General features: G+C 64.4%; 26 protein-coding genes and 1 pseudogene. 15 read left to right on the plus strand and 12 right to left on the minus strand.

The window, feature by feature from the left end:
• The first annotated feature begins 39 nt into the window (after positions 1 to 39).
• The 4 genes from O7B34_RS25305 (at position 40) to O7B34_RS25320 (ending at position 2075) form a co-directional block, all read left to right on the plus strand.
• Positions 40 to 612, plus strand: a complete 573-nt coding sequence (locus tag O7B34_RS25305) for a rod-binding protein (protein ID WP_337148593.1) — start codon at positions 40 to 42, stop codon at positions 610 to 612.
• A 13-nt stretch (positions 613 to 625) separates the two neighbouring features.
• Complete coding sequence (locus O7B34_RS25310; RefSeq protein WP_027144780.1) at positions 626 to 1051, plus strand: hypothetical protein; 426 nt, start codon at positions 626 to 628, stop codon at positions 1049 to 1051.
• A 29-nt stretch (positions 1052 to 1080) separates the two neighbouring features.
• Positions 1081 to 1602: a hypothetical protein gene (locus tag O7B34_RS25315; protein WP_337148594.1), complete on the plus strand. Its 522-nt coding sequence runs from the start codon at positions 1081 to 1083 to the stop codon at positions 1600 to 1602.
• Positions 1603 to 1790: 188 nt separating this feature from the next.
• Entirely contained in the window at positions 1791 to 2075 is a 285-nt protein-coding gene (locus O7B34_RS25320) for an SCP2 sterol-binding domain-containing protein (RefSeq protein ID WP_337106018.1), read from the plus strand.
• A gap of 88 nt (positions 2076 to 2163) precedes the next feature.
• Here the strand turns inward: O7B34_RS25320 and O7B34_RS25325 are convergent, their stop codons facing one another.
• Both O7B34_RS25325 and odc2 read right to left on the minus strand, forming a co-directional pair.
• Positions 2164 to 2733 carry a GNAT family N-acetyltransferase gene (locus O7B34_RS25325; protein WP_337148595.1) on the minus strand — a complete coding sequence of 190 codons (570 nt, stop codon included), beginning with the start codon at positions 2731 to 2733 and terminating at the stop codon, positions 2164 to 2166.
• Between the two features lie 95 nt (positions 2734 to 2828).
• Complete coding sequence (gene odc2 / locus O7B34_RS25330) at positions 2829 to 3962, minus strand: ornithine/lysine decarboxylase (RefSeq protein WP_337148596.1); 1134 nt, start codon at positions 3960 to 3962, stop codon at positions 2829 to 2831.
• Positions 3963 to 4504: 542 nt separating this feature from the next.
• On the opposite strand from odc2, the pseudogene O7B34_RS25335 reads away from it, so the two are divergent.
• From O7B34_RS25335 to O7B34_RS25350, 4 genes and pseudogenes are all read left to right on the plus strand, one after another.
• Positions 4505 to 5700 (plus strand): annotated as a pseudogene (locus O7B34_RS25335) (amidase).
• Between the two features lie 3 nt (positions 5701 to 5703).
• Positions 5704 to 6603, plus strand: coding sequence for a LysR family transcriptional regulator (locus O7B34_RS25340; RefSeq protein ID WP_027144786.1), 900 nt, complete (start codon positions 5704 to 5706; stop codon positions 6601 to 6603).
• 293 nt (positions 6604 to 6896) lie between these two features.
• A complete protein-coding gene (locus O7B34_RS25345) occupies positions 6897 to 7565 on the plus strand; it encodes a DUF1007 family protein (protein ID WP_337148597.1) in 669 nt (222 codons plus the stop codon).
• Between the two features lie 77 nt (positions 7566 to 7642).
• Positions 7643 to 8797 (plus strand): nickel/cobalt transporter, encoded by a 1155-nt coding sequence (locus O7B34_RS25350; RefSeq protein WP_442920998.1) that lies wholly within the window; start codon positions 7643 to 7645, stop codon positions 8795 to 8797.
• 40 nt (positions 8798 to 8837) lie between these two features.
• On the opposite strand, the gene denD is transcribed toward O7B34_RS25350, so the two are convergent.
• The 4 genes from denD to O7B34_RS25370 form a co-directional block, all read right to left on the minus strand.
• Complete coding sequence (denD, locus tag O7B34_RS25355; protein WP_337148598.1) at positions 8838 to 9815, minus strand: D-erythronate dehydrogenase; 978 nt, start codon at positions 9813 to 9815, stop codon at positions 8838 to 8840.
• Between the two features lie 12 nt (positions 9816 to 9827).
• Positions 9828 to 10040, minus strand: coding sequence for a hypothetical protein (locus O7B34_RS25360; protein ID WP_027146230.1), 213 nt, complete (start codon positions 10038 to 10040; stop codon positions 9828 to 9830).
• 89 nt (positions 10041 to 10129) lie between these two features.
• Positions 10130 to 11098 carry a cation diffusion facilitator family transporter gene (locus O7B34_RS25365; protein WP_337148599.1) on the minus strand — a complete coding sequence of 323 codons (969 nt, stop codon included), beginning with the start codon at positions 11096 to 11098 and terminating at the stop codon, positions 10130 to 10132.
• A 14-nt stretch (positions 11099 to 11112) separates the two neighbouring features.
• Entirely contained in the window at positions 11113 to 11799 is a 687-nt protein-coding gene (locus tag O7B34_RS25370) for a GNAT family N-acetyltransferase (protein WP_337138696.1), read from the minus strand.
• An 82-nt stretch (positions 11800 to 11881) separates the two neighbouring features.
• Between O7B34_RS25370 and O7B34_RS25375 the strand changes: the two genes are divergently transcribed.
• Both O7B34_RS25375 and O7B34_RS25380 read left to right on the plus strand, forming a co-directional pair.
• Complete coding sequence (locus O7B34_RS25375; RefSeq protein WP_337148600.1) at positions 11882 to 13066, plus strand: pyridoxal phosphate-dependent aminotransferase; 1185 nt, start codon at positions 11882 to 11884, stop codon at positions 13064 to 13066.
• A gap of 149 nt (positions 13067 to 13215) precedes the next feature.
• On the plus strand, positions 13216 to 13590 hold the full coding sequence (locus O7B34_RS25380) for a YciI family protein (RefSeq protein WP_337148601.1): 375 nt from the start codon (positions 13216 to 13218) through the stop codon (positions 13588 to 13590).
• Between the two features lie 32 nt (positions 13591 to 13622).
• Here O7B34_RS25380 and O7B34_RS25385 read toward each other — a convergent pair whose 3' ends face one another.
• The 4 genes from O7B34_RS25385 to trhO all read right to left on the minus strand — a co-directional run bounded on the left by O7B34_RS25385 (position 13623) and on the right by trhO (position 16467).
• Positions 13623 to 14378, minus strand: coding sequence for an SDR family oxidoreductase (locus O7B34_RS25385; RefSeq protein WP_337148602.1), 756 nt, complete (start codon positions 14376 to 14378; stop codon positions 13623 to 13625).
• Complete coding sequence (locus O7B34_RS25390; RefSeq protein ID WP_156938300.1) at positions 14375 to 14557, minus strand: hypothetical protein; 183 nt, start codon at positions 14555 to 14557, stop codon at positions 14375 to 14377. Before O7B34_RS25390 ends, O7B34_RS25385 begins: the two co-directional genes overlap by 4 nt.
• 123 nt (positions 14558 to 14680) lie before the next feature.
• Entirely contained in the window at positions 14681 to 15418 is a 738-nt protein-coding gene (locus tag O7B34_RS25395; protein ID WP_337148603.1) for a tellurite resistance TerB family protein, read from the minus strand.
• A 116-nt stretch (positions 15419 to 15534) separates the two neighbouring features.
• Positions 15535 to 16467, minus strand: coding sequence for an oxygen-dependent tRNA uridine(34) hydroxylase TrhO (gene trhO, locus O7B34_RS25400; protein WP_337148604.1), 933 nt, complete (start codon positions 16465 to 16467; stop codon positions 15535 to 15537).
• A 201-nt stretch (positions 16468 to 16668) separates the two neighbouring features.
• On the opposite strand from trhO, the gene O7B34_RS25405 reads away from it, so the two are divergent.
• Positions 16669 to 17307: a 2-dehydro-3-deoxy-phosphogluconate aldolase gene (locus O7B34_RS25405; protein WP_337148605.1), complete on the plus strand. Its 639-nt coding sequence runs from the start codon at positions 16669 to 16671 to the stop codon at positions 17305 to 17307.
• Between the two features lie 290 nt (positions 17308 to 17597).
• Here O7B34_RS25405 and O7B34_RS25410 read toward each other — a convergent pair whose 3' ends face one another.
• On the minus strand, positions 17598 to 19442 hold the full coding sequence (locus tag O7B34_RS25410) for a DUF882 domain-containing protein (RefSeq protein ID WP_442920996.1): 1845 nt from the start codon (positions 19440 to 19442) through the stop codon (positions 17598 to 17600).
• A 380-nt stretch (positions 19443 to 19822) separates the two neighbouring features.
• On the minus strand, positions 19823 to 21358 hold the full coding sequence (locus O7B34_RS25415; protein WP_337148607.1) for a sigma-54-dependent transcriptional regulator: 1536 nt from the start codon (positions 21356 to 21358) through the stop codon (positions 19823 to 19825).
• Between the two features lie 192 nt (positions 21359 to 21550).
• On the opposite strand from O7B34_RS25415, the gene O7B34_RS25420 reads away from it, so the two are divergent.
• From O7B34_RS25420 to O7B34_RS25435, 4 genes are all read left to right on the plus strand, one after another.
• A complete protein-coding gene (locus O7B34_RS25420) occupies positions 21551 to 23392 on the plus strand; it encodes a M3 family oligoendopeptidase (protein ID WP_337148608.1) in 1842 nt (613 codons plus the stop codon).
• 358 nt (positions 23393 to 23750) lie between these two features.
• Positions 23751 to 24515, plus strand: coding sequence for a proton-conducting membrane transporter (locus O7B34_RS25425; protein ID WP_337148609.1), 765 nt, complete (start codon positions 23751 to 23753; stop codon positions 24513 to 24515).
• Positions 24516 to 24677: 162 nt separating this feature from the next.
• Positions 24678 to 25832 (plus strand): aminodeoxychorismate synthase component I, encoded by a 1155-nt coding sequence (locus O7B34_RS25430; protein WP_442920999.1) that lies wholly within the window; start codon positions 24678 to 24680, stop codon positions 25830 to 25832.
• On the plus strand, positions 25781 to 26443 hold the full coding sequence (locus O7B34_RS25435) for an aminotransferase class IV family protein (protein WP_337148611.1): 663 nt from the start codon (positions 25781 to 25783) through the stop codon (positions 26441 to 26443). The genes O7B34_RS25430 and O7B34_RS25435 overlap by 52 nt, the downstream gene beginning before the upstream one ends.
• The last annotated feature ends 10 nt before the right edge of the window (positions 26444 to 26453 follow it).

Here is a 26453-nt window from a genome sequence, read left to right on the forward strand (position 1 = left end):
TGGTCCTGGCTAAGGAAACCCGGCAAAAGGCGGACCTTCTTGGCGATTTCTCCACCCAGCGACATCGTGATGGATGTCGCCCGAGCTGCCGATCCGATGGATATCGAGGCTGCCCGCGCCGCGCTGATCAAGCGCGCCGGGAGCGTAGCCGGCACGTTTTCGGTCGACACGGCGGCCTCGGTCGATGCCGGCTCGATCCTGTCGCGCGCGACGGCTGACAAAGCCGCGGCGACGGCCGATCCTGCCAAGAAATTCAAGAAGTTCGAGGCGATGGTGTTGCAGACCTTCATCCAGAACATGCTGCCCAAGGACACCGAGGGCGTCTACGGCACGGGTCTCGCCGGCGACATGTGGAAATCGCAACTCGCCGAGCGCGTCGCCGACGTCATGGCCGATCGCGGCGGCATCGGCATCGCCAAGTCGCTGCTCGCCGACCACTACATGGACGGCAAGCGCAAGGTACCGATCGGCCCGGTCTCGAATGGACCGGAAAAGACCGAGATCGACCAGCAGACCCGTCTGTCCACCTCGCTCGTCCAGGAATTACAGCGCAAGGCCGCCAGGTCGATGACCGGCGACGAGACAACCATAAAAACAGACATCAAGATCTAGACTGGGAAACACCATGGCCGACTCTTCCGAATTCACCGCCAACCTGCCAGCGCGAGCAACCGCGTCGGACGCACCGACCCCGTTCGCTCGGCCCGGAAACCTTGCCGCCATCATCGGCCGCATCGAGGAGGTGGTCGAGGAAGAGACCGCCGGCATCCGCAGTGACACAAGTTATGACCTCAAGGCGTCGAACGCCCGCAAGAGCCGCTATCTCTACGAGCTGACCCGCGCCATGAAGGGCGGCAGCGAAGCCGAATTCCTCGAGCAGCACCGTGAGGGCCTAACCCGGCTGCGTCAGAAGCTGGCGAAGAACGAGGCCGCGATCCTGGCGCATCTGAGCGCCGTCAACGAGGTTGCCGGCCTGCTGCGCAGCGCCATCCAGCGCGCCGAAACCGACGGCACCTACTCCGCCGGTGAGTTCGGCAGGCAGAAAGGTTAGAGCGCGGCGATGCAGGGCCCGGGTTCAAAATGATCAAGGTCATCGCCATAGCGGTCTGGATCTGCGCCGCCACGCTCGGCGCGGTGTTCTATTCGTTCCAGGCCGCCGGCGAACGCGGCGTAGGCGAAAAACCCAAGCCGATGCTGGGCGGGCTGGACTACGTCAAGACCGACGTCATTTCGGTGCCGCTGATCCACGACTCGAAGATCGACGGCTACTTCCTGGCCAAGCTCGTCTATACCGTCGAGCCGGAACAGATAAAGAAGCTGTCGATCCCGGCCGAGGCGCTGATTACAGACGAGGTCTACAGTTATCTCTACGCCCACCCCCAGATCGACTTCACCAAGAAAGCGACGGTCGACCTCGATGCCTTTCGCGCCGCCATCCGCGACACGATCAACACACGTGTCGGCGCAACCCTGGTGCATGAGGTCCTGATCGATCAGGTCAATTTCCTGAGCAAGGATGAGATCCGCGACAACTGGCTGCGCCGACGCCAGGATGCCAGCACCCCGGCGCCCGAGGCGCCTAAGCCGGTCAGCGCGCATTGAACTGGCCACCCGGTGCCGGTGGTCCCGATAGCAGTCGGCGTCGGGGCCGATTCCTGCAATTCGCGTTGACGTAAACGTCAATCCAAAGCTATATGCGGCAGCGATCGTGATCGCCAGTGATGCCGCATGGACCTCGGCTGGACCGAAGTGCCGGTGCGCGACAGAATGCAACCAGACAGGAGAACAGCGTGAGCGTTCAGGAGATTGCCGAGAAGATCAAGTCGCGCGTGGCCAGCAGCGGGTTCGATCGTTCCGTGAAATTCGACACCGGCAGCGACGGCGTCGTCGTCATCGACGGCGCAACCGTCTCGACCACGGACGCTCCCGCCGACTGCACCATCAAGCTGTCGCTCGACGATCTGGATTCGCTGATCGCGGGCGACCTGAACCCGACCATGGCCTTCATGACCGGCAAGATAAAGGTCGAAGGCGACATGACCGTCGCCATGGCGCTGAGCCAGTTGATCGGCTGAACGGATGCGGCCGCCAGAAGCGGCTTCGAGACAACAACGCCGCCTTTTCAGGCGGCGTTTTGTTTGAATGGCAGTTGTGCTTAAAGCGTCACGCCGCCAGGGTCGGCGCTTGTGCCTTGAGCTTGCGGCCGGACGCCTTCAGCGTGCCCTGGGCGCCGTCGAGCGCGCCCTTCACCAGTTCCAGCGCCAGCAGGCGGTGCCGCTCGTAAGGTCCCGGCATGGCGAGCGCACCGGTCCTGGCGGCCGAAAAGCCGAAGCGGCCATAGTAAGGCTCGTCGCCGACCAGCAGGATCGCCGCGTGGCCGAGGCGCGCGGCTTCCGCAATGGCATGGCGCATCAGCGCCGAGCCGATGCCGGCACTCTTGAGCGACGGGTCGACGGCGAGCGGGCCAAGCAGCAGCGCTGCCGGACCGCCCTCGCCCAGCGTGACATCCCATAACCGCACCGTGCCGGCCAAGCCGCCCGAGGCATCGCGCGCGACGAAGGCCAGGCCCTCCGAGGGCCGGCGGCCGCGCCGCAACTTCTCCGAAGACTTAGTCTTGCGCTTCGGCCCCATGGCACGATCGAGCAAGGCTTCGCGCGCCGCCACGTCGGCAACAGTTTCGGCGACCATTGCGAAGGCCGGCGCATGAGCTACGATTTCAACTGACATTTCCATTTCCGCAATCCCTGCGAGCGGAGATCTGTTCCACAGGCGAGCCCAAGCGGGCGACGGGCGCCCACCTGGGATGATCTGAACAGCTCTAGCGAGCGTCAGATCACGTAGGATCGGAGAGGCTCGAAGCCGTTGAAGGCGACCGCCGAGTAGGTGGTCGTGTAGGCACCGGTGCCTTCGATCAGCACCTCGTCGCCGATGGTCAGCGACAGGGGCAGCGGATATGGCGTCTTCTCGTACATAACGTCGGCCGAATCGCAGGTCGGGCCGGCGAGCACGCAAGGCGCGGTCTCTGTGCCGTCATGCGCGGTGACGATCGGGTAGCGGATAGCCTCGTCCATCGTCTCGGCCAGACCGCCGAACTTGCCGATGTCGAGGAACACCCAGCGCACATTGTCGTTGTCGGCCTTCTTCGAGATCAGCACGACTTCCGACTTGATGACGCCGGCATTGCCGACCATGCCGCGGCCTGGCTCGATGATCGTCTCGGGAATGGCGTTGCCGAAATGCTTGCGTAGCGCCGAGAAGATCGCCTGGCCATAGGCCTGCGCCGCCGGCACGTCGCGCAAATAGCGCGTCGGGAAGCCGCCGCCCATATTGACCATCTTGAGCACGATGCCTTCCTCGGCGAGCGTGGCGAACACCTTCTTGGCGTCGGACAGCGCACGGTCCCATGCGGTCAGGTCGGTCTGCTGCGAGCCGACATGGAACGACACGCCATGGGCGTCGAGGCCGAGGCCCTTGGCATGGCGCAGCACGTCGACGGCCATCGCTGGCACGCAGCCGAACTTGCGCGACAGCGGCCATTCGGCGCCTTCGCCATCGGTCAGCACGCGGCAGAACACGCGGGCGCCGGGAGCGGCGCGGGCGATCTTCTCGACCTCCTCGACGCAGTCGACCGCGAACAGCTTGATGCCGAGCTGGTAGGCGCGTGCGATATCACGCTCCTTCTTGATGGTGTTGCCGAAGGAGATGCGGTCCGCCGGCGCACCGGCGTCCATCGCCATCTCGACTTCGGCAACGGAAGCGGTGTCGAAGGACGAGCCCATCGCAGCAAGCAGGCGCAGGATTTCCGGCGCCGGGTTTGCTTTCACCGCATAGTAGATCTTGGAATCGGGCAGAGCCTTCTCGAAGGCGCGGAAATTGTCGCGCACGACATCGAGGTCGACGACGAGGCAGGGGCCGGACGGACGTCGGGTGGCGAGGAAGTCGAGGATGCGCTGTGTAGCCATCGGGTTTCTCCATCGCGCCTTTCGGCGCGCACAGGGGTGCGGACACGGGCTTTCGGCCTCGCGAACACGCGGTCAAACAAAGGCGGGACGGAAAATCCATGGAACCAGCCGGTGGAGACCCCGGAACCATGAAACGCCGTCTCGCGGCGATGAACCTTGGCCTTGCCCGGCTTCGGTTCGCTTTGTCTGCCTTGGCTTGGATTGGGAGAACCCCGTTCCGCACTGCCGGCAATGAAGGTGTGCCTCTTCAGTAACCCCGGTCTTTGGACAACCGGCAGAGAACCAGAAAGGCCCGCACCGTCGTTGCTTCAAGGTGTCCTCGGTCTGGCGGTTGGCCGCTAAACCGACTGGAGGGGTTGGCTCCAGTTACCTTACCGATTTCCCTCACCATTCGAGGACCGGCGGACACCCACAGGCACGTGCGACTTTGGGCAAGCGCGATATAGGGGCGAAGCATTTCACAATCAATAAAAATCGTATCCCAGGTTGTAAAATTTCTGGCATCGAACAATGTTGGCGCAACCGTATCCGGATATCGAACGATGACAGGCACGCACGGCCCCTTCAACGCCTTTCTCCATCTTCGCCAGATGCCGGTGGCGCATGCCGAACTTGGGCCCCTGGCCGGCCTGCGGCTGGCGGTCAAGGACATTTACGATGTTGCCGGCTATCGCACCGGTTGCGGCAATTTGCGGAAATTCGCCGAAGGCCACGCCGCTTCGCGCACGGCACCCGCCGTGCAGATGATTCTCGACGCGGGCGCGCGTTTCGTCGGCAAGACCCAGACCGACGAGCTCGCTTTCGCTCTGTTCGGCCAGAACGCGCATTTTCCGTTTCCGGTGAACCCCGCGGCTCCCGACCGCGTCACCGGAGGCTCGTCGTCCGGGTCGGCAGCGGCGGTTGCGGGTAGGCTGGCCGACATCGCCACGGGGTCCGACACCGGTGGTTCGATCCGCGCGCCGGCGAGTTTCTGCGGGCTGATCGGGCTCCGCACCACGCATGGCCGCATTTCCCTCGAGGGCACCATGCCGTTGGCGCCGAGTTTCGACACGTTCGGCTGGTTCGCCGACGACATCGAAACCTACGAGACAGTCGGCAAGCTGCTGCTCGGCCGCGACCCGCACCAGCATGCGCTCGAGCGCCCGCTGACGCTGACTGGCTGGACGAAATGGTGGCCCGGCCGGCACTCGCCGAATATGCGGGAATGAAGGCGCTGGCGGGCGCGATTTTCGGCACGCCGGCGACGCCGACGACGCGCTTCAGCTCTCCCCCGGATGAACTCTACTGGTGCTTTCGCCGGCTGCAGGCCAGGGAGGCCTGGACGGTACATGGCGAATGGATCACCAGCGGCGAGCGCGACCTTGGCCCTGGGGTCGAGGAACGGTTCGGCTTCGGCCGTGCCGTCGACGACCGGACGGCTCAGGCCGAAAAAGTGCGCCGGCTGACCTTTCGCGGCGAACTCAGCGCCCTGCTCGGCAAGGACGGCTTCCTTGTCCTGCCGACGGTGCCAGGCCCGGCGCCATACGTCGGCAGCACACCCGAGCAGTTCCAGACCTATCGCGAGCGCGCCTTGCATCTCCTGTGTCTGGCCGGGCTCTCCGGCTTTCCCCAAATCACCTTGCCGATCGGCTCGGTCGCCGGTGCTCCTTTCGGCCTGTCGCTGCTTGGCCCTTCCGGCAGCGACATAGCCCTGATACGGCTCGGCCGAAAACTTCTCGACGCAGCACAAAGAGCCTGAACAATGGATACACTGACCCGCATGCGCGCCTTCATCGATGTCGTCGAGGCCGAGGGCTTTTCGGCGGCGGCGCGCAAGATCGGCCGCTCCAAGGCGCTGCTGTCGAAATATGTGCGCGAGCTGGAGGACGAACTCGGTGCGCTGCTGCTCAACCGCACCACGCGCCAGTTCTCGATGACCGAGGCCGGCCACACCTACTACCGTCGGGCCTCGGAGATCGTGCGCGAGGTCGACAGCCTGGCCGACGCCGTGCGCGAGTCCTCCGGTGATGTGCGCGGCCGGATCAAGCTGTCGGCGCCGCGCACCTTCGCCGACGCGCCGATCGGTCAGTCCCTGATCGACTTCGCCAAGCAATATCCCGACATCGTGCTCGACATCCAGCTCGACGACCGCTTCGTCGATCTGGTCGAGGAAGGCTTCGACCTCGCGGTGCGCATCTCGCGGCTGGAGAATTCGTCGCTGATCGCCAGACGGCTGGCGCCGTTTTCGATCAAGCTTTGCGGCTCTCCCGAACTGATCGCCAGGCATGGCATGCCGACACGGCCCCAGGATCTCGGCCACATGCCCTGCATCGTCGACACCAATGGCCGCGGCCTGAACAACTGGCCGTTCAAGGGCGACAATGGCGATCCGGTGAGCATCGCCGTGTCGGGCCCGATCGAGGTCAACAGCCCGATGGCGGCGCGCGCCGCGGCCTTGTCGGGGCTTGGCTTCTGCATCCTGCCGGATTTCATCGCCGCGCCCGATCTCAAGAGCGGCCAATTGATGGCAGTGCTCGACGACCGCATCCTGTCGGGCGGCGGCATCTTCGCCGTCTATCCACACCGCCGCTATCTGCCGGCGAAGGTGCGCGTGTTCGTCGACTTCCTGGTGCAGTGGTTCAGGACGCGCGAGAGCGCCTGACCCCGCTTCAGTCCTCGAGGCGCGTCGCGCCGCGATGCGCTTCGAGCTCTCGTTGCGTGCGCGCCGCTGTCCCAAAACCGCTTCGCACTTTTGGGTGACATGCTTTTGTTGTGTGCGTGTCGTCGTCCCAAAACCGCTTCGCACTTTTGGGCGACACGCCTTTGTTGTGTGCGTGTCGTCGTCCCAAAACCGCTTCGCACTTTTGGGCGACACGCACTGGCGGTCCCAATTTCGCCCCCTTTCTGGTAACCTTCGACAACTCTCTCCGAAAACCAAGGGAATCGCGACCGCGAATGCATTTGAAACGGCACGCAATCATGCTGGCTTCGGCCTTGGCGGCGACCTTTGCCGCGACAGGACCCGCCGAGGTGCATCCGCACGTCTTCGCCGAGGCACGCCTCGACGTGATCCTCTCCCCGGATCACCAAAGTGTGAAAGCGTTGCGTCATCTGTGGCGCTTCGACGACCTGTTTTCGAGTACGGTGATGATGGAGTTCGACAAGAACTCCGACCTGAAGCTTGACGACAAGGAGCTGAAGGAGGTCGCCGATACCGTCCATGCCTCGCTGGCCGAGTTCAATTATTTCCAGCTCGTCACCCAGAACGGCAAGGACGTGACGATGGTGCCGCCGCCGCATCTGATGGCCAATTTCGACAACGACCAGTTGATCATCCTGTTCGAGTCCGAACCCAAGGTGCCGATCAAGCTGACCGGCACGATCAACATCGGTGTCTATGATCCGACCTTCTACACGGCGATCGACTTCACCGAGGATTCCAACATCACGGTTGAAGGCCTGCCGTCGAATTGCACGAGCAAGGTCATCCGGCCGGACCCGGACGAAGCGATCAAGGAAAACCAGAAGACCCTGACGGATGCTTTCTTCAACGATCCGACGGGCACCGATATGAGCAAGATCTTTGCCACCAAGCTCGAACTGACCTGTCAGCCAGAAGGATAGATCCGGTGAACCTGATCGGGAACTGTTCGAAACCGTCCCTGCGTTTGGCATTCGGCCTGTTGGCCCTCACCTTTGCCATGATGCATTTCGCCAATGCCGCGCACGCCCAGAGTTCGCTCGGCATAGGCGTCAATGACGGCATGGCGCCGACCACCGGTCCGTTCGCCCATATCCTGATGTGGATCAATCTCAGGCAGCAGGAATTCTATCGCGCGCTGGCGACAGCCATGAAGGCGATGCGCCAGGACAACAGCAAGCTCTGGGTGCTCATCGGCCTGTCCTTCGCCTATGGCATTTTCCACGCCGCCGGCCCCGGCCACGGCAAGGCGGTGATCTCCTCCTACATGGTGGCAAACGAAGTGGCGCTGAAGCGCGGCATCCTGTTGTCCTTCGTCTCGGCGCTGCTGCAGGGCCTGACGGCGATCCTGGTGATGCTGCTTGCCTATTTCGTCCTACGCGGCACCACCATCTCGATGACCGATGCGGCCTGGTTCATGGAGATCATGAGCTTTGCCCTGGTCACCCTCTTTGGCGCCTGGCTTTTGTGGCGCAAGCTCGGTCCAGCCGTCCTGCGCCTGTTTGGCAAGGGGCCGGCCTACAGCCTGTCCGCGGCTCACGCAGGTCATTCCCACGCGGGCCATTCTCATGCCGGCGGCCATTCGCATGGCGCCCACGACCATGCTGCGCACGCTCATTCCCATGCACTTCACGCGCACGACGATCACGACCATGCGCATGGCCATTCGCACGATCATCACGACCACGGCGCGCACGAGCACCATCACGACCATGGCGGGCACGACCATGGCGCGCACGATCATGCGCATCACGACCACGCCAGCGGGGAGGTCTGCGAAACCTGCGGCCACTCGCATGCACCCGACCCGGCGCTGCTGTCGGGTGACCGCTTCGATTGGCGCACGGCATGGTCGGCGGTGGCGGCGGTCGGCATCCGCCCCTGCTCCGGCGCGCTGATCGTGCTGAGCTTCGCGCTTCTCAACGGGCTCTGGCTCGGCGGCCTGCTGTCGGTGCTGGCGATGTCGATTGGAACCGCCATCACCGTTTCGGCGCTGGCGACGCTGGCCGTGACCGCCAAGAACTGGGCGGTGTATTTCGCCGGCGACGGCCGCATGGGCAACCGCATCCATTCGATCGTCGAGATCGGCGGCGCGGCCTTCGTATTCCTGTTTGGACTGCTGTTGCTGTCAGCGAGCCTGACGGGCGGCGTCTAGACCCATCCAACCCATTGGAACGGGATAGGCGCCGCGACGCCTAACCGGCGATCTTGCCGCCCAGCTCATCCTCGATATGAACGCGGATGATCTCGTCAAAACTTTTCTCGGCGCTGAAGCCAAGCTCCCTTGACCGCCGCGCCTCGAACCGGGTCGGCCAGCCCTTGACGATCGCCCAGATTGTCTCGTCGGGCACCTCGCGGATCAGGCTTGCCGCCTTCGATCCGGCGATGCGTTCCAGCGCCTCGATCTGCTCGCCGACGGTGACGGAGACGCCCGGCATCGTCAGGTTGCGGCGCGGCCCGACGGCGGCACCGTCGATGCCAGCCGCATGGATCAGGAAATTCACCGCCGAACGCGGGCTGGCATGGGTGTGCAGCACCGAGCGCGGCACCGGCAGGATCGCCTCCTGCCCGCTCAGCGGTTCGCGGATAATGCCGGAGAAGAAGCCGGAGGCCGCCTTGTTCGGCTTGCCCGGCCGCACGCAGATCGTCGGCAGCCGGATGCCGATGCCATCGAAGAAGCCGCGCCTTGAATAATCGGCGAGCAGCGCTTCGCTCATCTGCTTCTGCGTGCCGTAGGAGGTCAGCGGCGTCGGGTGGAATTCGTCCGGAATGACATCCGGGAACGGCGCGCCGAACACCGCGATCGACGAGGTGAAGACGACGCGCGGCGCGAACCCCGCCAGGCGGATGGCGTCGAACAGCGCGCGCGTGCCGTCGAGGTTGACGTGGTAGCCGAGTTCGAAATTCGCTTCCGCCTCACCCGACACGATGCCGGCGAGGTGGAAGACGACATCGGGCCGCGACGCAACCAGGCTTTCCGCGGCGCCTGCTTCGGCAAGGTCACCCGTGTGCGCTGCGACGCTGACGCCGTCCATGGCTGGCGCCTGCGGCGGCACGATGTCGTGCAGATCGAGCGCGGTGATCTTCTTGCCGCGCAGCGTGCCGTCCTTGGCCAGCCGGGCGATGAGTTTGCGGCCGACCATGCCCGCCGCGCCAGTGATCAGAATGCGCATGTCCGATATCCCTTACTTGTCCCGATTTTTGCGCTGGCTGCGCGCGCGCAGCCAGAACACCAAGAAGAACGCCAGCACGAAGGCGGTGCCGAAGATACCCGCCAGCACGGTCGAATAGTTGCCGAGTGCCAACATCACGGTCGGCAGGTAGAAAGCGGCAATGCCGAACAGAAGCATGATCCAGACCGCCGCGATGGCCGCATTGCGCGTGTCGCGGTCCATCAGGCCGGACCGGAGCGGCGATCGTTCATCGGTTTGAGTTTCAAAGCTGGAGAACTCCTGAGGCAGGTCCGATCAATGGTCATCGATCGGGCCTAGTGATAGTGGCCGTGATGCGGAGCCGCATCGTGCCCGTGCTTATGGTCGTGGCCGTCGCCATCATCGGCGCAGTGGCCGAATTCCGGTTCGACGGTGGCATGGCTGATGCCGTGCTCGCTGGCAAGCCGCTTCTTGATGGCGCTGACCGCCTGATGCGCGTCGATCCCCTCGTCAAGGCAAGCGTGCAGGGTCGCCATGCTGCTCGTGCCGTCGATCGACCAGATATGCATATGGTGCACTTCGCGCACGCCCTGGACGGTTGTCTGGATATCCCCGGCGATCAGGTCGCGGTCGAGGCTTGGCGGCACGCCTTCGAGCAGGACGTGGGCGGCGGCGCGCATCAGCGACCAGGCGGTGGACAGGATCAGCAGCGAGACCAGCACGGACAGGATCGGGTCGATCGGCGTCCAGCCGGTCGCCAGGATGACCAGTGCCGCCACGATCGCGGCGGCAGAGCCGAGCAGATCGCCAAGCACATGCAGGATGGCGCCGCGCATGTTGAGGTTGTCTCGATCGCCGCCATGCAGCACCAGGAAGGAGCCTATATTGACCAGCAGGCCGAGGATCGCCACCACCAGCATCGGACCGCCCAGCACCGGTGCAGGTGTCAGCAGGCGATTCCATGCCTCGTAGACGATCCACAGCGCGATGACGAAGATGGCGATGCCGTTGGTGTAGGCTACCAGCGTCTTGACCCGGCCGAAGCCGTAGGTGAGCTGGCCGGTCGCCGGCCGGCCTGCCAGGTGGAAGGCATACCAAGCCAAGCCGAGCGCAATGGCGTCGGCGAGCATGTGGCCGGCATCGGCCAGCAGCGCCAGCGACCCCGTAAACAGGCCGCCGAGCGCCTCGGCGACCATGAAGCCGGCGGTAAGGCAAGCCGCGATCAGCACGCGCTTCTTGTCGCTCGAGCCATGCACATGGCCAGCGCCGTGATCGTGCCCGCCGTGGTGGTGGGTATGGGCCAAATGGCAAACTCCCGTTAGGCGCCGAATTCCGCGCGAAAATCCTCCAGGCGGCGCTTCTGCTGGCCATCGGCGTCGAAATTGGCTGGATCGAGCCAGGCTTCATAAGCCTTGCGCAGAGCCGGCCATTCCTTGTCGATGATCGAATACCACGCGGTGTCGCGGTTTTCACCCTTGACGATGAGATGCTGGCGGAAAATGCCCTCGAATTTGAAGCCAAACCGTTCCGCCGCGCGCTTCGATGGCTCGTTGCGGTTGTTGCACTTCCATTCGTAGCGGCGATAGCCGAGTTCGTCGAAGATGTATTTCATGAACAGGAACTGCGCTTCGGTCGCCGCCGGCTTGCGCGAGATGAGCGGTCCCCAATAGATGTTGCCGATCTCGATGACGCCATAGGCCGGATCGATGCGCATCAGCGTCTGGCGTCCCGCGATCTTGCCGCTCGCCTTGTCGATGACCGCGAAGAACAGTGGATCCTCGCTGGCCTCCACCTTGTCCAGCCAGGGCTGGAAGGCGGCGCGGGTTTCCGGCGGATAATCGGGTAGCCAGGCGAAGCGGCCGTCGACATCGGCGACGGCCGAGGCTTCATAGAGACCGTCGCCGTGCTTCGCGGCACTCAGCGGCTCGAGCCTGACATAGCGGCCCTCCAGCACCTTGTGCTCCGGGCGCGGACGCGGTTGCCAGTCTTTGAGATTTTCCGACACCGAAAGCTCCAATCCGTTGACTTTTGCGAGCGGACGCTCACAAAAACGCTGCCGCACAGTAAGAACCACAGGGACGGGAAAAATGCTCCACACGATTTCGGCCTTCGACCGTCTCGGCGAGGAAAATGCGTTCGCGGTGCTGGCGCGAGCAACGGCACTTGCCCAGCAGGGCCGCGACATCGTCAACCTCGGCATCGGCCAGCCAGACTTCAAGACGCCGCAGCACATCGTCGAGGCGGCGATCAAGGCGTTGCGTGACGGCCACCATGGCTATACGCCGGCCAACGGCCTTTTGGCGACGCGCGAGGCGGTGGTGCGCCGCACGCTGACCACCACCGGCATCGAGGTCTCGCCCGAGGCGGTGATGATCATGCCCGGCGGCAAGCCGACCATGTTCGCCGCCATCCTGATGTTTGGCGAACCGGGCGCAGAGATCCTCTATCCCGACCCCGGCTTTCCCATCTACCGCTCGATGATCGAATTCACCGGTGCGACCCCCATTCCCGTGCCGATGCGCGAGGAGAACGGCTTCGCCTTCTCGGCGCAAGAGACGCTGGCGCTGATCACCTCGAAGACCAGGCTCCTGATCCTCAACTCGCCGGCCAACCCGACCGGTGGCGTCACGCCCCGGGCCGAGATTGAAAAACTGGTCAAGGGGCTGGAGAACCACCCAGATGTCGCCATCCTCTCCGACGAGATCTACGATGTCATGACCTATGACGGCGAGACGCCTTGCTCGCTGCTCGGCTTTCCCGAGATCCGCGACCGGCTGATCGTGCTCAACGGCTGGTCGAAGACCTGGGCGATGACCGGCTGGCGCATGGGCTGGTCGATCTGGCCGAACGGCGACAAGGGCGGCCATCTCTATGACAAGGTGCGCAAGCTGGCGGTCAATTGCTGGTCCTGCGTCAACGCGCCGAGCCAGTTCGCCGGCATTGCCGCGATCGACGGCCCGCAGGAGGACGTCGACAGAATGATGCGCGCTTTCGACAACCGCCGGAAGATCGTGGTCGAAGGCCTGAACGCCCTGCCAAACGTCTCCTGCATCACGCCCAAGGGCGCGTTCTATGCCTTCCCAAATGTCTCGAAGACCGGTTGGAAGGCCAAGAAGCTCGCCTCGGCGCTGCTCGACGAGGCCGGTGTGGCGCTGATCGGCGGCCCCGATTTCGGCATTCTCGGCGAAGGCTATATCAGGCTCTCCTACGCCAATTCCGAAGAGAACATCCTGCGCGCGCTGGAGCGGATCGGAGCGTTCCTGGCGAAGTGAGCTTCAGCGTCCGCCGCCCGAGCCCAGATAGGGTGCCGCCCTTCCACGACGGTGTCATGAGGCGTCCGGAGGCGCTTGGCCAAGGCTGGGCGGGCATGCCGAAAACGGCTACGACTTCCCTTTGTCAGGACCAAATGAGGGAATCTCGGATGTTCTATGCAATCCTCGCCTATCACGTGGAAGACGCGATCAAGGCGATGACGCCGCAGGAAGATACGGCGCTGATGGCCGAGTTGCTGAAGATAAACGCCCGGCTTCACGAGGAAGGCACGCTTGGACCGTCCGCGCGTCTGGGGGCAACACAGGATGCCTGCACCCTGCGCGGTCCAGGCGACGGCATGATTGTCGACGGCCCCTTCGCCGAAACCAAGGAGCAGTTGCTCGGCCTCTACGTCGTCGACTGCGCCACGAGAGAGGACGCCATCGCGATCGCCCGCGACCTTCGCCGCGTCAATCCTACCGCGGTTTACGAGATCAGGCCCATTTTGCATTTCAAGCCCGGCGTGCCGCTGGCTGGCAAATGAGCCGGCGCGAAAGCCCTGCCGGCACCGGCTGCTCACCCACGCCCGACGAATGGCATCTTGGTCGCCATCACCGTCATGAACAGCACGTTGGTGTCGAGCGGCAGGCTGGCCATGTGCACGACCGCATCGGCGACGCGCTGGACATCCATCACCGCTTCGGCGGCGATCGAGCCATTGGCCTGCGGCACGCCGACGGTCATCGGCTGCGCCATGTCCGTCAGCGCATTGCCGATGTCGATCTGGCCGCAGGCGATGTCAAAGGGGCGGCCATCCAGCGCCAGCGTCTTGGTCAACCCCGTAATGGCGTGCTTGGTCGCTGTATAAGGCACGGATCCCGGACGGGGCGCATAAGCCGACACCGAGCCATTGTTGATGATGCGGCCGCCCATCGGCTTCTGCTTGCGCATGGCGCCGAATGCGGCGCGCGCGCACAGGAAAGATCCCGTGAGATTGACGCCGACGATATCGTTCCACACCTCGACCGGGATCTCGTCGATGGGCGTCGACTTGTAGCCCATGCCGGCATTGTTGAAGAGCAGGTCGACGCGGCCGAAAGCCTCCGCCACCGTCTCGAACAGATCGTCGACCTCGCCGGCCTTGCTGATGTCGCAGGAAGCCGCCAAAGCCCTGGCGTCGGTCGGGCCGATCTCGGCGATCGCGGCATCCAGCACCGGCTTGCGGCGCCCACAGAACACCGTGTTCCAGCCCGCCTTGAGCAAGGCCGTGGCGACGCTCTTGCCGATCCCGGTGCCGGCGCCGGTGACGATGGCGGTTTTTTGTTCGGTCATGGCAGTTGTCCTCCGGCAGCGCTGTGCGTGCTCGCCTGATCTACAAGTTTGGTTCGGGTGGAGAAGGCATCGCAAATGATGGCGGCGATGGCAAGCGCGGCCACCGGGACATGCCCTCGAAAAGTGAAACCCGTTTCTTTGGAGGGAAGCCGGCGAGCGCCGACAAAAAGGGCGGTCATTGGCGACCGCCCTGATCTGAACCGGGCTTGGGAGGAGGAAAAGCCGATCCGACTGTGTAGAATGATGCGCTTCCTGAGTTAACGAAAGGTAAACGCCTCCAGGGCCCTCCGTGCCAATCCGGGCTACCAGCGCGGATTGGGTGACGTACCCTTGGCGGCGGGCACTTTCGCCGCCGAAACCGTCGCCTCGACATGATCGATCAGCGCATCCGGCAGGCCAAGCCGCCCGGCAAGCAGGTCGAGATAACCGCGCTCGGCGCGCGTGTTGGGGTCGATGGTGAGGCGCGACGCCGTATAGAGCTCGAGCTTCTGCGCGTCGGTCCTGGCGCCGGCCACCAGCGTGTCGAGGTCGAGCGGGCTCTCCAGCTCCGCCATCAGGAATTTTTCCGCATCGGTGCCGATCCCGGCGAGGTTGAGCTTGCCGGCGATCTTCTGGCGTTCCTCGTCGTCGACATGGCCGTCGGCCTTGGCCGCCGAGATCATCGCCCGGACCAGGGTCAGCGTGAACTCATCCTCGCCTTGCGGCGCCTGCGACGGGTGGAAGGCGGTATCCTTGGGTGGCGGCAACAATTCCGGCTCGCCGGCGGCGGGCGCCTGTTCCGGTGCGTTGCCGGCCTTGTAGTTCTGATAGGCCTTGTAGGCGAGACCACCGATGGCGGCCAAGCCGCCGAGCTTCACCGCGGCACCCGTCACCTGCCGGCCGGCGCCGGTCCCAAGCAACACGGCAGCCAGCGCACCGGCGGCCAGCGGATTGTCCTTGGCCATCTGTACCGCTTGTCCCGCCTTGTCGCGGACCGTGCCGCTGGTGCCGGGAACTTGCGAGCCGAGCAGATCGTCGAGAAGCTTCTTGGGATCGAACATCAATGCCTCCAGGATTTGCCCGGCCGAACGGGCAGGTTTCGACGCCGAAGACGTAGGTCCCGAAGCTTGATATTGCAATGACAGGCGACCCGGTTTGCCCGGCCCCGGCGCCTCGATCAGGATCCGATATGCGGTCCCCTGCCCCGGGCTTGCGCAAGCTCGACCTGGCGCTGGCGCTCTGCGTAGCGCTTGCGGTCCTCATCCGAGCGGGCATCGAAGCAGTGCGGGCACGAAACCCCGGCGGCATATTTCGGCGACACCAGCTCGCTCTCCGTCAGCGGATGGCGGCATGCGCGGCAGAGTTCCGCGTCGCCCTCCGCGAGGCCGTGCGACACCGAAACCCGTTCGTCGAAGACGAAGCACTCGCCCTGCCACAGGCTCTGCTCCGCTGGAACATCCTCGAGATATTTGAGAATACCGCCCCTGAGGTGGAACACGTCCTCGAAGCCGAGCGACTTCACATAAGCGGTCGCCTTTTCGCAGCGTATACCGCCGGTGCAGAACATCGCCACCTTGCGCCCTTCGAGAGCCGCCCGGTGCGCTTCCACCCAGGCCGGGAATTCGCGAAAGCTCGCCGTCGCCGGATCGACGGCGCCCTTGAAGGTGCCGATCGAGACCTCATAGGCATTGCGCGTATCGATGACGATTGTGTCGGGTTGCGAGATCAGCGCATTCCAGTCGCCCGGCTCCACATAGGTGCCCGCGCTTTTCGCCGGGTCGATGGTCTCGACACCCATGGTGACGATCTCGCGTTTCAGCCGCACCTTCATGCGGTGGAACGGCATGGCCGCGGCACTGCTGTATTTGACCTCGAGACCCGACAGGCCGTGGATCGCTTCGATGTACTCGATCAGCGCGGCGATCGCTTCCTCGCTGCCCGCGACGGTGCCGTTGATGCCCTCATGTGCCAGGAGCAGCGTGCCCTTGATCCCGCGCCCGCAGCAGAAGGCCGCAAGCGGCGCGCGCAACGCCTCGAAAGCGTCAAGCCGGGCAAAGCGGTAGAGCGCGGCGACGCGGACTGGCTGGGATGGCGCGGGCAGAGTTGTCATCGCCAGAGCAACTAGACGCTCGTAGACGCCGATTCAAGGCGAAACGGGTCGGGCTGCTCGTCATGGCCTTGTCGGGAAAGAACCTTTAAGCTCGGCGGCAATACGTGACATCGCGCCGCGACCGGTTTCGTGGACACGGCAATACCCGTCTGCTAATCGGTTGAAATTCCCCTCGATCCGGCCCTCGACAAGGAGAGACAGATGCCCAGCAAGACCGAGAAACTCCTGTCGCTCCTGAATGGCCAGCCTGTCATTCCGGTGTTGAAGATCGCCAATGTAGCCGATGCGGTGCCGCTGGCCCGTGCTCTGGCGCGCGGCGGTTTGCCGGCGATCGAGATCACGCTCAGGACCGCGGATGCGCTCGAAGCGATCCGTCGCGTGGCCGGCGAGGTCGAGGGGGCCATCGTCGGCGCCGGCACCATTCTGGACGGCAAGCAGTTCGACGAGGCAGCCGGTGCCGGTTCGCGCTTCATCGTCAGCCCCGGCATAACCCGCGAGCTTCTGGCCGCCGCCGCCGGCAGCGAGGTTCCGTTGCTGCCCGGCGCCATCACGCCCGGCGAGATCATGGCCGCGCGCGAAGCCGGCCTGCGCTTCCTGAAATTCTTCCCCGCCGAGCAGTCCGGCGGCATCGCTTCGCTCAAGGCCTTCGCCTCGCCGCTGGCCGACGTCAAATTCTGCCCGACCGGCGGCATCACCGGCAAGAACGCAGCCGACTATCTCAGCCTGTCCAATGTCATCTGCGTCGGCGGCTCGTGGGTGGCGCCCGACGACATGGTCAAGGCCGGCAAGTGGGACGAGATCGAAGCGCTCGCACGCGCCGCCAGCAAACTAGCGAAATAACCTTTCCGGACGGCACGAAAACTCCGGCCGACTAGCGTCGACCGGGCCTCTTTGACCGGCTGGGGGGTGCGATCCGTTGCAGACCCTTGACCGTCTGCTTGGGGTGGTGCCGGCAGCGCGTCACCACCGTGGTGCGGCAGCGCTTCTTCATCATGTGCATATGATTGTCGGTCTTGACGACAAGCCGCGCCCGATCCTGCGGCGTCAGGCACCACCTGCATCGCACCTCTGGACAGCAAAAAGCCGCGCGGGTCGCCCGGCGCGGCTTCAGCAATATTCGGGGCTGTTCGCTACTTCGTCTGGAAACGGGCGACCGACAGGAACTTGACGGCATTGCCGGTGAAACGGTTGGCGTCGGCCATCTGGTTGCCCGCCTGGAAGCCAGTCGTATAGACCTCGCTCGGCGGCGTATGCACGATGTTGTAGGCGTAACCCGGTGCGGTCGTCGCGCTCGAAACGGTGGCGACGTTTTCGCCGCTGGTCAGCGCCCAGCGGGCGGCCTGCGGAGCAGCGGCAACCACCACGGCCCTGGGGCCGGGTTTCTGGTCGCGGACGGTGGCCCTGGCTTCCTTGCGGGTCGTCTTCACACCAGCGCCGATCGCGGCGACCGGATCGGAACCGGCAGGACGGGCGGCAACAGCCTGGCGCGGCGAGGCCGCATCGACACCAGACGGATCGTTGAAGGCCGAACGCGGTTCTTCGGCCAACGAGGCCACCTGATATTCGTCGGCGGTGCCGACCTGGGCATTGGCCTCGTCGAGCACGGCCTTGACGGCGTCCGGCTTGGTCGGCTCGGGACGCGCTGTCGGCAGCACGGAGAACGCATCCGTCGCGGTCTTGCCCTGTTCAGCCGTTTCGGCCAGCGCCATCAGCACATCCTTGCTGGGCGGCGGTGCGAGGTCCGCCGGCAGCGAGCGCTCGGGGCGCCATGTCGGCAGTGGGATGTTGTTGAGGGCGACCTGCGCCGGATCGGCGGCCGCGGCTTCCGCGATGGCTGCCGGATCGGACTTGCCGAAAGGCATGTTCGCCGGTGCCTGGGCCGTCGCCACTGCCTGTTCGGTGGTGGCCGTCGCATCCGCCGTGGCGAAGGGAACATTCTCAGGCGGCTGTGCGCCGACATCGGCCTTCGGCCGCGGCGCGAAATCGGGCAGCGGGATTTCCTTGGCCGGCAGCGCCGCGATAATCGTCTCCGGCGTGTTCTTCTCCGGTTCCGGAGCCTGCTCGTCGGCAACCTGCGGAATCTCGGCCCGTTGGGCATTCTCGGGGGCCACGATGGAGATGCCAGGCACGTTGCTGCTCTTGGCGGCGGCGGCCGGCTTCAGATTTCTAGCCTTGGGCGCAGGTGCGGCCGAAGCGGTCTCCACGTCGGCGCTGTCGTCGGCCTCGTCGTCGCCACCGCCGCCGAACAAGGCAGAGAGGAACCCGCCGGATTTCTTGCCGCTGCCGCCGGCGCTGGCCATCTCGATATTCGGTGTGCCGGAACCCTTGCGCGATTGATAGGAGGCCAGCGCCTGTTCATAGCCGGGCAGCGGCCGGCCGTCGCTCGGCACATGCAGCGTCTTGCCGTTGGGGAACAGGCTGACCAGTTCCTGGCGGCTGATGCCGGGCCAGTGGCGCACATTGCCGACGTCCATGTGGACGAACGGCGAACCGGAGGTCGGGTAATAGCCGACGCCACCGCCCTGCATCTTGAGGCCGATGTTGCGCAGCTTCTTCAGCGGCACGCCGGGAATATAGAAATCCATCGCCTTGCCAAGCATATGCTGGCTCTTCTCGGCGACACCGCGGCTGCGGCTGCGCAGCATTGAATTGGTCGAGGGCGAGCGGTAGCCGCAGACGACCTGGATATAATCGGTGGCGCCGCTTTCGCGATACGCCTCCCAGACCAGATCCAGCAGACGCGGGTCCATCTTGGTCGGCTCGTTGCGGCGCCAGTCGCGCAGGATGATGTTGATCTTCCTCAGGCCCTCGGGAACGTAGCGGCCATTGCGCTTGTAGACGATCTCCGCCTTCTCGTGCGTGTGGAGGTGGTAGAGCTTTAGCGAACGAACTTCGGCTTGGGCGCCCGTGGCGGCCGCGGCAACAAAACCAAATGCGACAATCACCGCCGCCAACCATCTCGGCCAGACGCTCAAATGATACTGCCGCCCGTTTGTGAGTCGTTCGATTCTGTTCAAATCAAAAGGCCTTGCAGGCTGCCGTTTGTCCCCGGATTTGCCCAAACGGACGTGTCGTTTTCACATCCGAATATCGATCCTAATGGTTAATCATCGCTTATTGAAGCCGAAATGCGGTAACACCGTGGCGATATCCCGTCAAAAATTGTCCGCGCGGTTTCTTGGTAAACCGCTGGTTTAGATCAGGATTCCGGCTTTGGCCGAACACGATCTGTTACCACTGGCCTCAATGCGTGAACAATACCCACATCGAGTGCCGCCTCCGACCCGCCATAGTCCGGGGAAGGCACTCTGTCAGCCCACATAATGACGAGGGAAGCTGGTCTCGGCCTTGCGGTTCAGGATGCAAGCCTGTCGACGCGGCCGGTTTCCGGGTCGATGCCGTATTCCTTGAGCTTGCGGTAAAGCGTCGAGCGGCCGATGCCGAGCCGGCGGGCGACCTCACTCATCTGGCCATTGTAGTGATCGATGGCGAGCTTGATCATTTCGAGTTCGACATCGGCCAGCGCACGCACATTGCCGCGCTCGTCGAGCGCCCGCAGCGTGCCGAAGCGGGGCTGCGCCCCGGCCGGCTGCACAGTTGCCGGAGCGGTTTCGTCGGGCACGACGTCCTCGTCGCGCGGCGCCAGCGGCGGCGCAGCGCCGCTTGCTTCGAACGTGTCGTCGACCTCAAGATTGACAGTGCCTTCCACCTGCGCGCGGATCTGCGGGAAATCATCGGCGGTCAACACATCGCCTTCGCACAGCACCGATGCGCGGAAGACGGCGTTTTCGAGCTGCCGGATGTTGCCAGGCCAGTCATAGGCCTGCAGCACCGCGAGTGCCGCCGCCGAAATGCCTTTCAGCCGATGGCGCGGGTCCGCGGGCGCCACCTTTTCCATGAAATGCGTGACCAGATGGGGAATGTCGTCGCGGCGGTCGCGCAGCGGCGGCACGAAGATCGGGTAGACGTTGAGCCGGTAGAACAGATCCTCGCGGAACTTGCCGTCCTTGACCTGCTGCAGGAGGTTGCGGTGCGTCGCCGAAATCAGCCGGATGTCGACCTTGACGGTCGAGCGGCCGCCGACCGGATCGACCTCGCCCTCCTGGACCGCGCGCAGCAGCTTGACCTGGACGTCGAGCGGCAGGTCGCCGATCTCGTCGAGGAACAGCGTGCCGGAATGCGCCTCGACGAATTTACCGGTGTGCTTGTCGGTGGCGCCGGTGAACGAGCCTTTCTCGTGGCCGAACAGGATGGATTCCACCAGATTGTCGGGGATGGCGCCGCAATTGACGGTGACGAACGGTTTCGAGCGGCGGTCGCCGCTGCCCTGGATGGCACGCGCCACCAGCTCCTTGCCGACACCGGATTCGCCCTCGATCAGGATCGGGATGTTGGAGGCCGCCGCTTTCTGGCCGAGGCGTATCACCCTGTCCATGGCCGGACTGTGGGTGATCATGTCCCTGAAGGTCAGCAGCCCGCCGCGTTTGCGCGATGTGCGCTTGACCTCGCCCTCGACCGCCTCGACCTTGAGCGCATTGGAGATCGAGGCCTGCAGCCTGTCGGGCGAAGCGGGCTTGACGACGAAATCGAAAGCGCCGTGGCGCATCGCCGAAACCACGGTTTCGATGCCGCCCTGAGCGGTCTGCACGATGACCGGCACGCTGATGTCGCGCTCGCGCATCGCCTTCAGCACGCCGATGCCGTCGAGACCGGGCATGACAAGGTCGAGGATCACGACCGAGACATCGCGGGCGCCAGGCCCGTCGAGGACTTCGAGGCCGGCAGCACCGCCATCGGCGATGATTGCGGTATGGCCGAACCGCGTCACCGCCCCCTCGAGCAGCCGGCGCTGCACGGGATCGTCATCGACTATGAGTATGGAACCTGTCATGACTGTCTTGGTCTGCCCGAGCCCGAATTCCCCATGGATCATCTTGGCACAGGGTTCTAAATAAGGTTTCAAAAAACCCGGTGAACGAATTCCTTAGGATTTGACCGGCTTCTCCATTCCCCGTTGAGTCCGGCTCCGTAATTCCGGTCACTTGATTCAACTCAGGCCATTTGATTCAAAGAAGGTATGTCGATGCGCATGATGTTTGATCGGCGGATTGCGGCGCCAGCGTCCGGTCAGGGTGCGGCGGCCGGGCTTGGCGATCTGCCGGAATGGAACCTCGCCGATCTTTATGCCGGCATGGAGGCGCCGGAACTGAAGCGCGACATTGCCAAAGCGGCCGCCGACGCCATCGCATTCGAGGCCCGCTGGAAAGGCACGCTAGCCGCCGAGGCCGGGCGCGGCAGCGCCGGCAGGCTGGGCGAGGCGCTTGCCGCCTACGAGGCACTCGAGGAACTGATCGGCCGCATCGTCTCCTATGCCGGCCTCGTCTATGCCGGCAACACCGCCGATCCGCAGCGCGCCAAGCTCTATGGCGACATCCAGGAGAAGATGACCGACGCCAGCGCGCATCTTCTGTTCTTCGCGCTCGAGCTGAACCTGATCGACGATGCGGCGATCGAAGGCGCGCTGGCCAGCGACCCCGCCTTCGGGCATTACCGCCCGTGGGTGCTCGATCTGCGCATGGACAAGCCTTATCAGCTCGAGGACCGCGTCGAGCAGCTTTTCCACGAAAAATCGATCACCGGGCGCGGCGCCTGGAACCGCCTGTTCGACGAGACGATGACCGATCTTCGCTTCGATGTCGACGGCGAGGAATTGACGCTGGAGCCAGCCCTCAACCGGCTGCAGGACGCCGATGGCGATGTTCGCCGGCGCGCCTCGGAGGCATTGGCCACGACCTTCCGCAAGAATTTGCGCACCTTCACGCTGATCACCAACACGCTTGCCAAGGACAAGGAAATTTCGGACCGCTGGCGCGGTTTCGAGGACATCGCCGATTCACGCCACCTCGCCAACCGCGTCGAGCGCGGCGTGGTCGATGCGCTCGCCACCGCGGTGCGCGAAGCCTATCCGCGCCTGTCGCACCGCTACTACGCAATGAAGGCGCGCTGGCTCGGCATGGAGGTGATGAACCACTGGGACCGCAATGCGCCCTTGCCGGAGACGCCGCAGGCGGTGATCGGCTGGGACGAGGCCAGGAACACCGTGCTGTCGGCCTATCACCGCTTCTCGCCCGAGATGGCCGAGATCGCGCGCACCTTCTTCGACCGCAACTGGATCGACGCGCCGGTGCGTCCGGGCAAGTCTCCCGGCGCCTTTGCCCACCCGACCGTGCCATCGGCTCACCCCTATGTGCTGCTCAACTACATGGGCAAGCCGCGCGACGTGATGACGCTGGCGCATGAACTCGGGCACGGCGTGCATCAGGTGCTGGCCGCCGGCCAGGGCGCGCTGATGGCCTCGACGCCGCTGACTCTGGCGGAGACGGCGTCCGTCTTCGGTGAGATGCTGACCTTCCGCTCGCTGCTCGAGCGGACCACCGACCGGCGCGAGCGCAAGGCCATGCTCGCCCAGAAGGTCGAGGACATGATCAACACGGTGGTACGCCAGATCGCCTTCTATGAATTCGAGCGCAAGGTGCACGCCGAGCGTCGCAACGGTGAATTGACATCCGACAGGCTCGGCCAGTTCTGGCTGGAGGTGCAAGCCGAGAGCCTGGGACCGGCGATCAAGTTGCGCGAGGGTTACGAGGTGTTCTGGACCTACATCCCTCATTTCATCCACTCGCCCTTCTACGTCTATGCCTATGCGTTCGGCGACTGTCTGGTGAACTCGCTCTATGCGGTCTACCAGAATGCCGAGCGCGGCTTTCAGGACAAATATTTCGAGATGCTGCGTGCCGGCGGCACCAAGCATCATTCTCAGCTTCTGGCGCCTTTCGGCCTCGACGCCACCGACCCTGCCTTCTGGCAGATCGGGCTCGCCGTGATCGGCGGCCTGATCGACGAACTGGAAACGCTGGACGATTGAGTCACCTCTCGCCCGGCAAGAACAGTTTAGCCGGAATGCATGTTTGGGCCGCGCTATTCTTGCCCTAAATATTTGTTCTTGAAGAACTCTCCGCGAACGTTTTCCCATAGCTTTCCGCAAGCTCTATGGTAGCTTTCCCTTTAAGCTCAGCCGGAGCGCATGCGGATCGGCGAGGGAAAGTCCCGGCCGGCCGTGCGCTCAGGCGAACGCGACGACGGCCGTTGGCCATGGGCAGGCAAAGCCGATCGCCGACAGCTCGAACCGAAGCCGGCTGTTCCGCGAACCGCGGAACCATCATCGAGTAGTCCTGCGCCGAAGGTCTTGACCCACGGCAGACGGATCTGACTGGAGAGAGACAATGGGCACTTTTTTCTACGTGGTCCTGGCGTTCCTGGTAGGCGTGTTGGTCGGCTGGTTCATCTGGGGGCGTCTGCGCGGTGAACTCGACAGTTTGCGCGGCGACGTCGATCGCACCCGCAGCGAGCGCGACAAGCTGCGCGCCGACAGCGATCGCCTGACCGGCGAACTCAATGCATGCGGCAAGACCCGCTCCGATCTCGAGCGTCAGCTGCGCGAGGCGCAGGCCTCGTCGGGCGCCGGCGGAGCAAAGGCGTCAAGTCAGCCACCGGCAGCCCTGATGTCGACGCCTGCCGTTGGCAAATCCGCTCCGGCGACAGCCAAGCCAGCCGCGGCGAAAGCCGCCCCGGCAAAGACGGCGCCGAAGCCCGCGGCGGCCAAATCCGCAACCGCTTCGGCACCGGCGGCCAAGGCTTCGCCGACCAAGGCTCCGGCGAAGACCTCGGCCGCGCCCAAGGCAGCGCCCGCCGCAAAGAAGGCCGCAACAGCAGCAGCCAAGCCGGCGTCGGGCAAGCCCGACAATCTGCGCCGGCTGATCGGCATTGGCCCGGTCAACGAAAAGCTGCTCAAGGCGCAAGGCGTTACCAGCTTCGCCCAGATCGCCGCCTGGACATCAGCCGACATCAAGCGGATCGAGGACGTGATGAACTTCGACGGCCGCATCGCGCGCGAACGCTGGATCGAGCAGGCCAAGCTGCTCGCCGCCGGCAACGAGGCCGAATTCGCCAAGCAGTTTCCGACGGCCGGAACCGCCAGCAACACCTGAGCGATGGATACAGGGACGATGTCACGGCGGCGCCAAGGCGCCGCCGCTTTCTTTTTTGATGGCAAGGTTCGATGCGGCAAAGGTCGGCTTTGAGGGACAGGGTGCCGTTCCCTCGATTGCGTGCGCCCGGCCCCCCATATAGAGCGATCGTCGGCTACATCGATCCCGGTCCCCATGTCCCTGCCCGCCGCAATTTTCCGCAACGACGAAAGCGCGCGCCAGCTCGTTTTCGAGCGGCCGGCCGATGTTATCGTCGCGCATGAGGCCAAGGATTTCCCGGCCGCACTGCAAGCGGCGCAGGCCGCGCACGACGCCGGCAAATGGCTGGCCGGTTATTTCTCCTACGAGGCCGGTTACCTGCTCGAGCCGAAACTCGTTCCCCTGCTGCCGGGCCGGCGCCGGGCCCCGCTGGTCTGCCTCGGGGTCTTCGATGCTCCCGATGAAGAGGCGGTGCCGCCGCCAAGCACGCCGACCAACGGCCCGATCTTCGATGCAAGGGCGACGTGGTCGTTCGAGGACTACGAGAAGCGGTTCTCGCGGCTGCACCGGCACATCAGGCAAGGCGATTGCTACCAGGGCAACCTCACCTTTCCGGTGCACGCGCAATGGTCCGGCGATCCGCTCGCCGCCTTCGACGCGCTGACCGAACGCCAGCCGGTGAAATATGGCGCGCTGTTCGCGCTCGGCGATCCCATCGTTCTGTCGCGCTCGCCCGAACTGTTCTTCGAGATCGATGCGGCGGGGAGGATCGAGACGCACCCAATGAAGGGTACCGCACCGCGCGGCGCGACAAGGGACGAGGACGAGCGGCAGAAGAATTTCCTGCGCAACGACGAGAAGAACCAGGCCGAGAACCGGATGATCGTCGATCTCCTGCGCAACGACATATCGCTGATCAGCGAGGTCGGCACGCTGGAGGTGCCGGAACTGTTTCGCATCGAGACCTACCCGACCGTGCACCAGATGGTGAGCGACGTCAGGGCCAAGCTGCTGCCCGGCCTCTCGATACGCCAGATCTTCGCGGCGCTGTTTCCCTGCGGCTCGATCACCGGCGCGCCGAAGATCCGCGCCATGGAGATCCTGCACGATCTGGAAGGCACGCCCCGCGACGTCTATTGCGGCGCCATCGGCTGGATCGCACCCGGCGGCACGATGCGCTTTTCCGTGGCGATCCGTACCATCTCGCTCTTTGCCAGCGGCGAGGCCGTCTACAATGTCGGCGGCGGCATCGTCTTCGATTCGGTCGCGGAAGAGGAGTACCAGGAATGTCTGCTCAAAGCCCGCTTCGCGACGGGGACGCCGCCGATTTCGAGCTGATCGAGACCATGCGCTGGGAACCCGCCTCGGGTTTCCTGCGCCTCGATCGCCATCTTGCACGTCTTTATGGATCGGCGGCGGAACTGGGCTTCAGCCATGATCCGCAAAAGGTCGGCGAAGCCCTGAGCGGCGCGGTCGATCGATCACCCATCGCCATGCGCACGCGGCTCGCTCTGTCGCGCGATGGCGAGGCCAACGCCTCGGCGCAGCCCTATGAACCGCTTGCCGCCGACAAGGTGTGGGCGCTGCGGCTGGCACGGACGAGGCTCGATTCGAGCAACATGCTGCTGCGTCACAAAACCAGCCGGCGGCAGCTCTACACCCATGCCCGCTCCGAATATCTCATCACCCAGGCCGATGAGGTGTTGCTGGCCAACGAACGCGGCGAAATCTGCGAAGGCACGATCACCAATGTCTTCGCCGATTTCGGCGACGGCATCCTGGCGACGCCCCGGCTCGATTGCGGCCTGCTGCCTGGCGTATTGCGCGCGGTGCTTCTGGATGAAGGCCGCGCCACTGAAGCGATCTACAGCTTGGATGACCTGAAATCCGCCAAGGCGCTGTTCGTCGGCAATTCGCTGCGCGGGCTGATCCCCGCCAGGCTGGCGTAACCCAAGCCCG

The organism is Mesorhizobium sp. Cs1299R1N3, from assembly GCF_037179625.1.
Taxonomy (GTDB): Bacteria; Pseudomonadota; Alphaproteobacteria; order Rhizobiales; family Rhizobiaceae; genus Mesorhizobium; species Mesorhizobium salmacidum.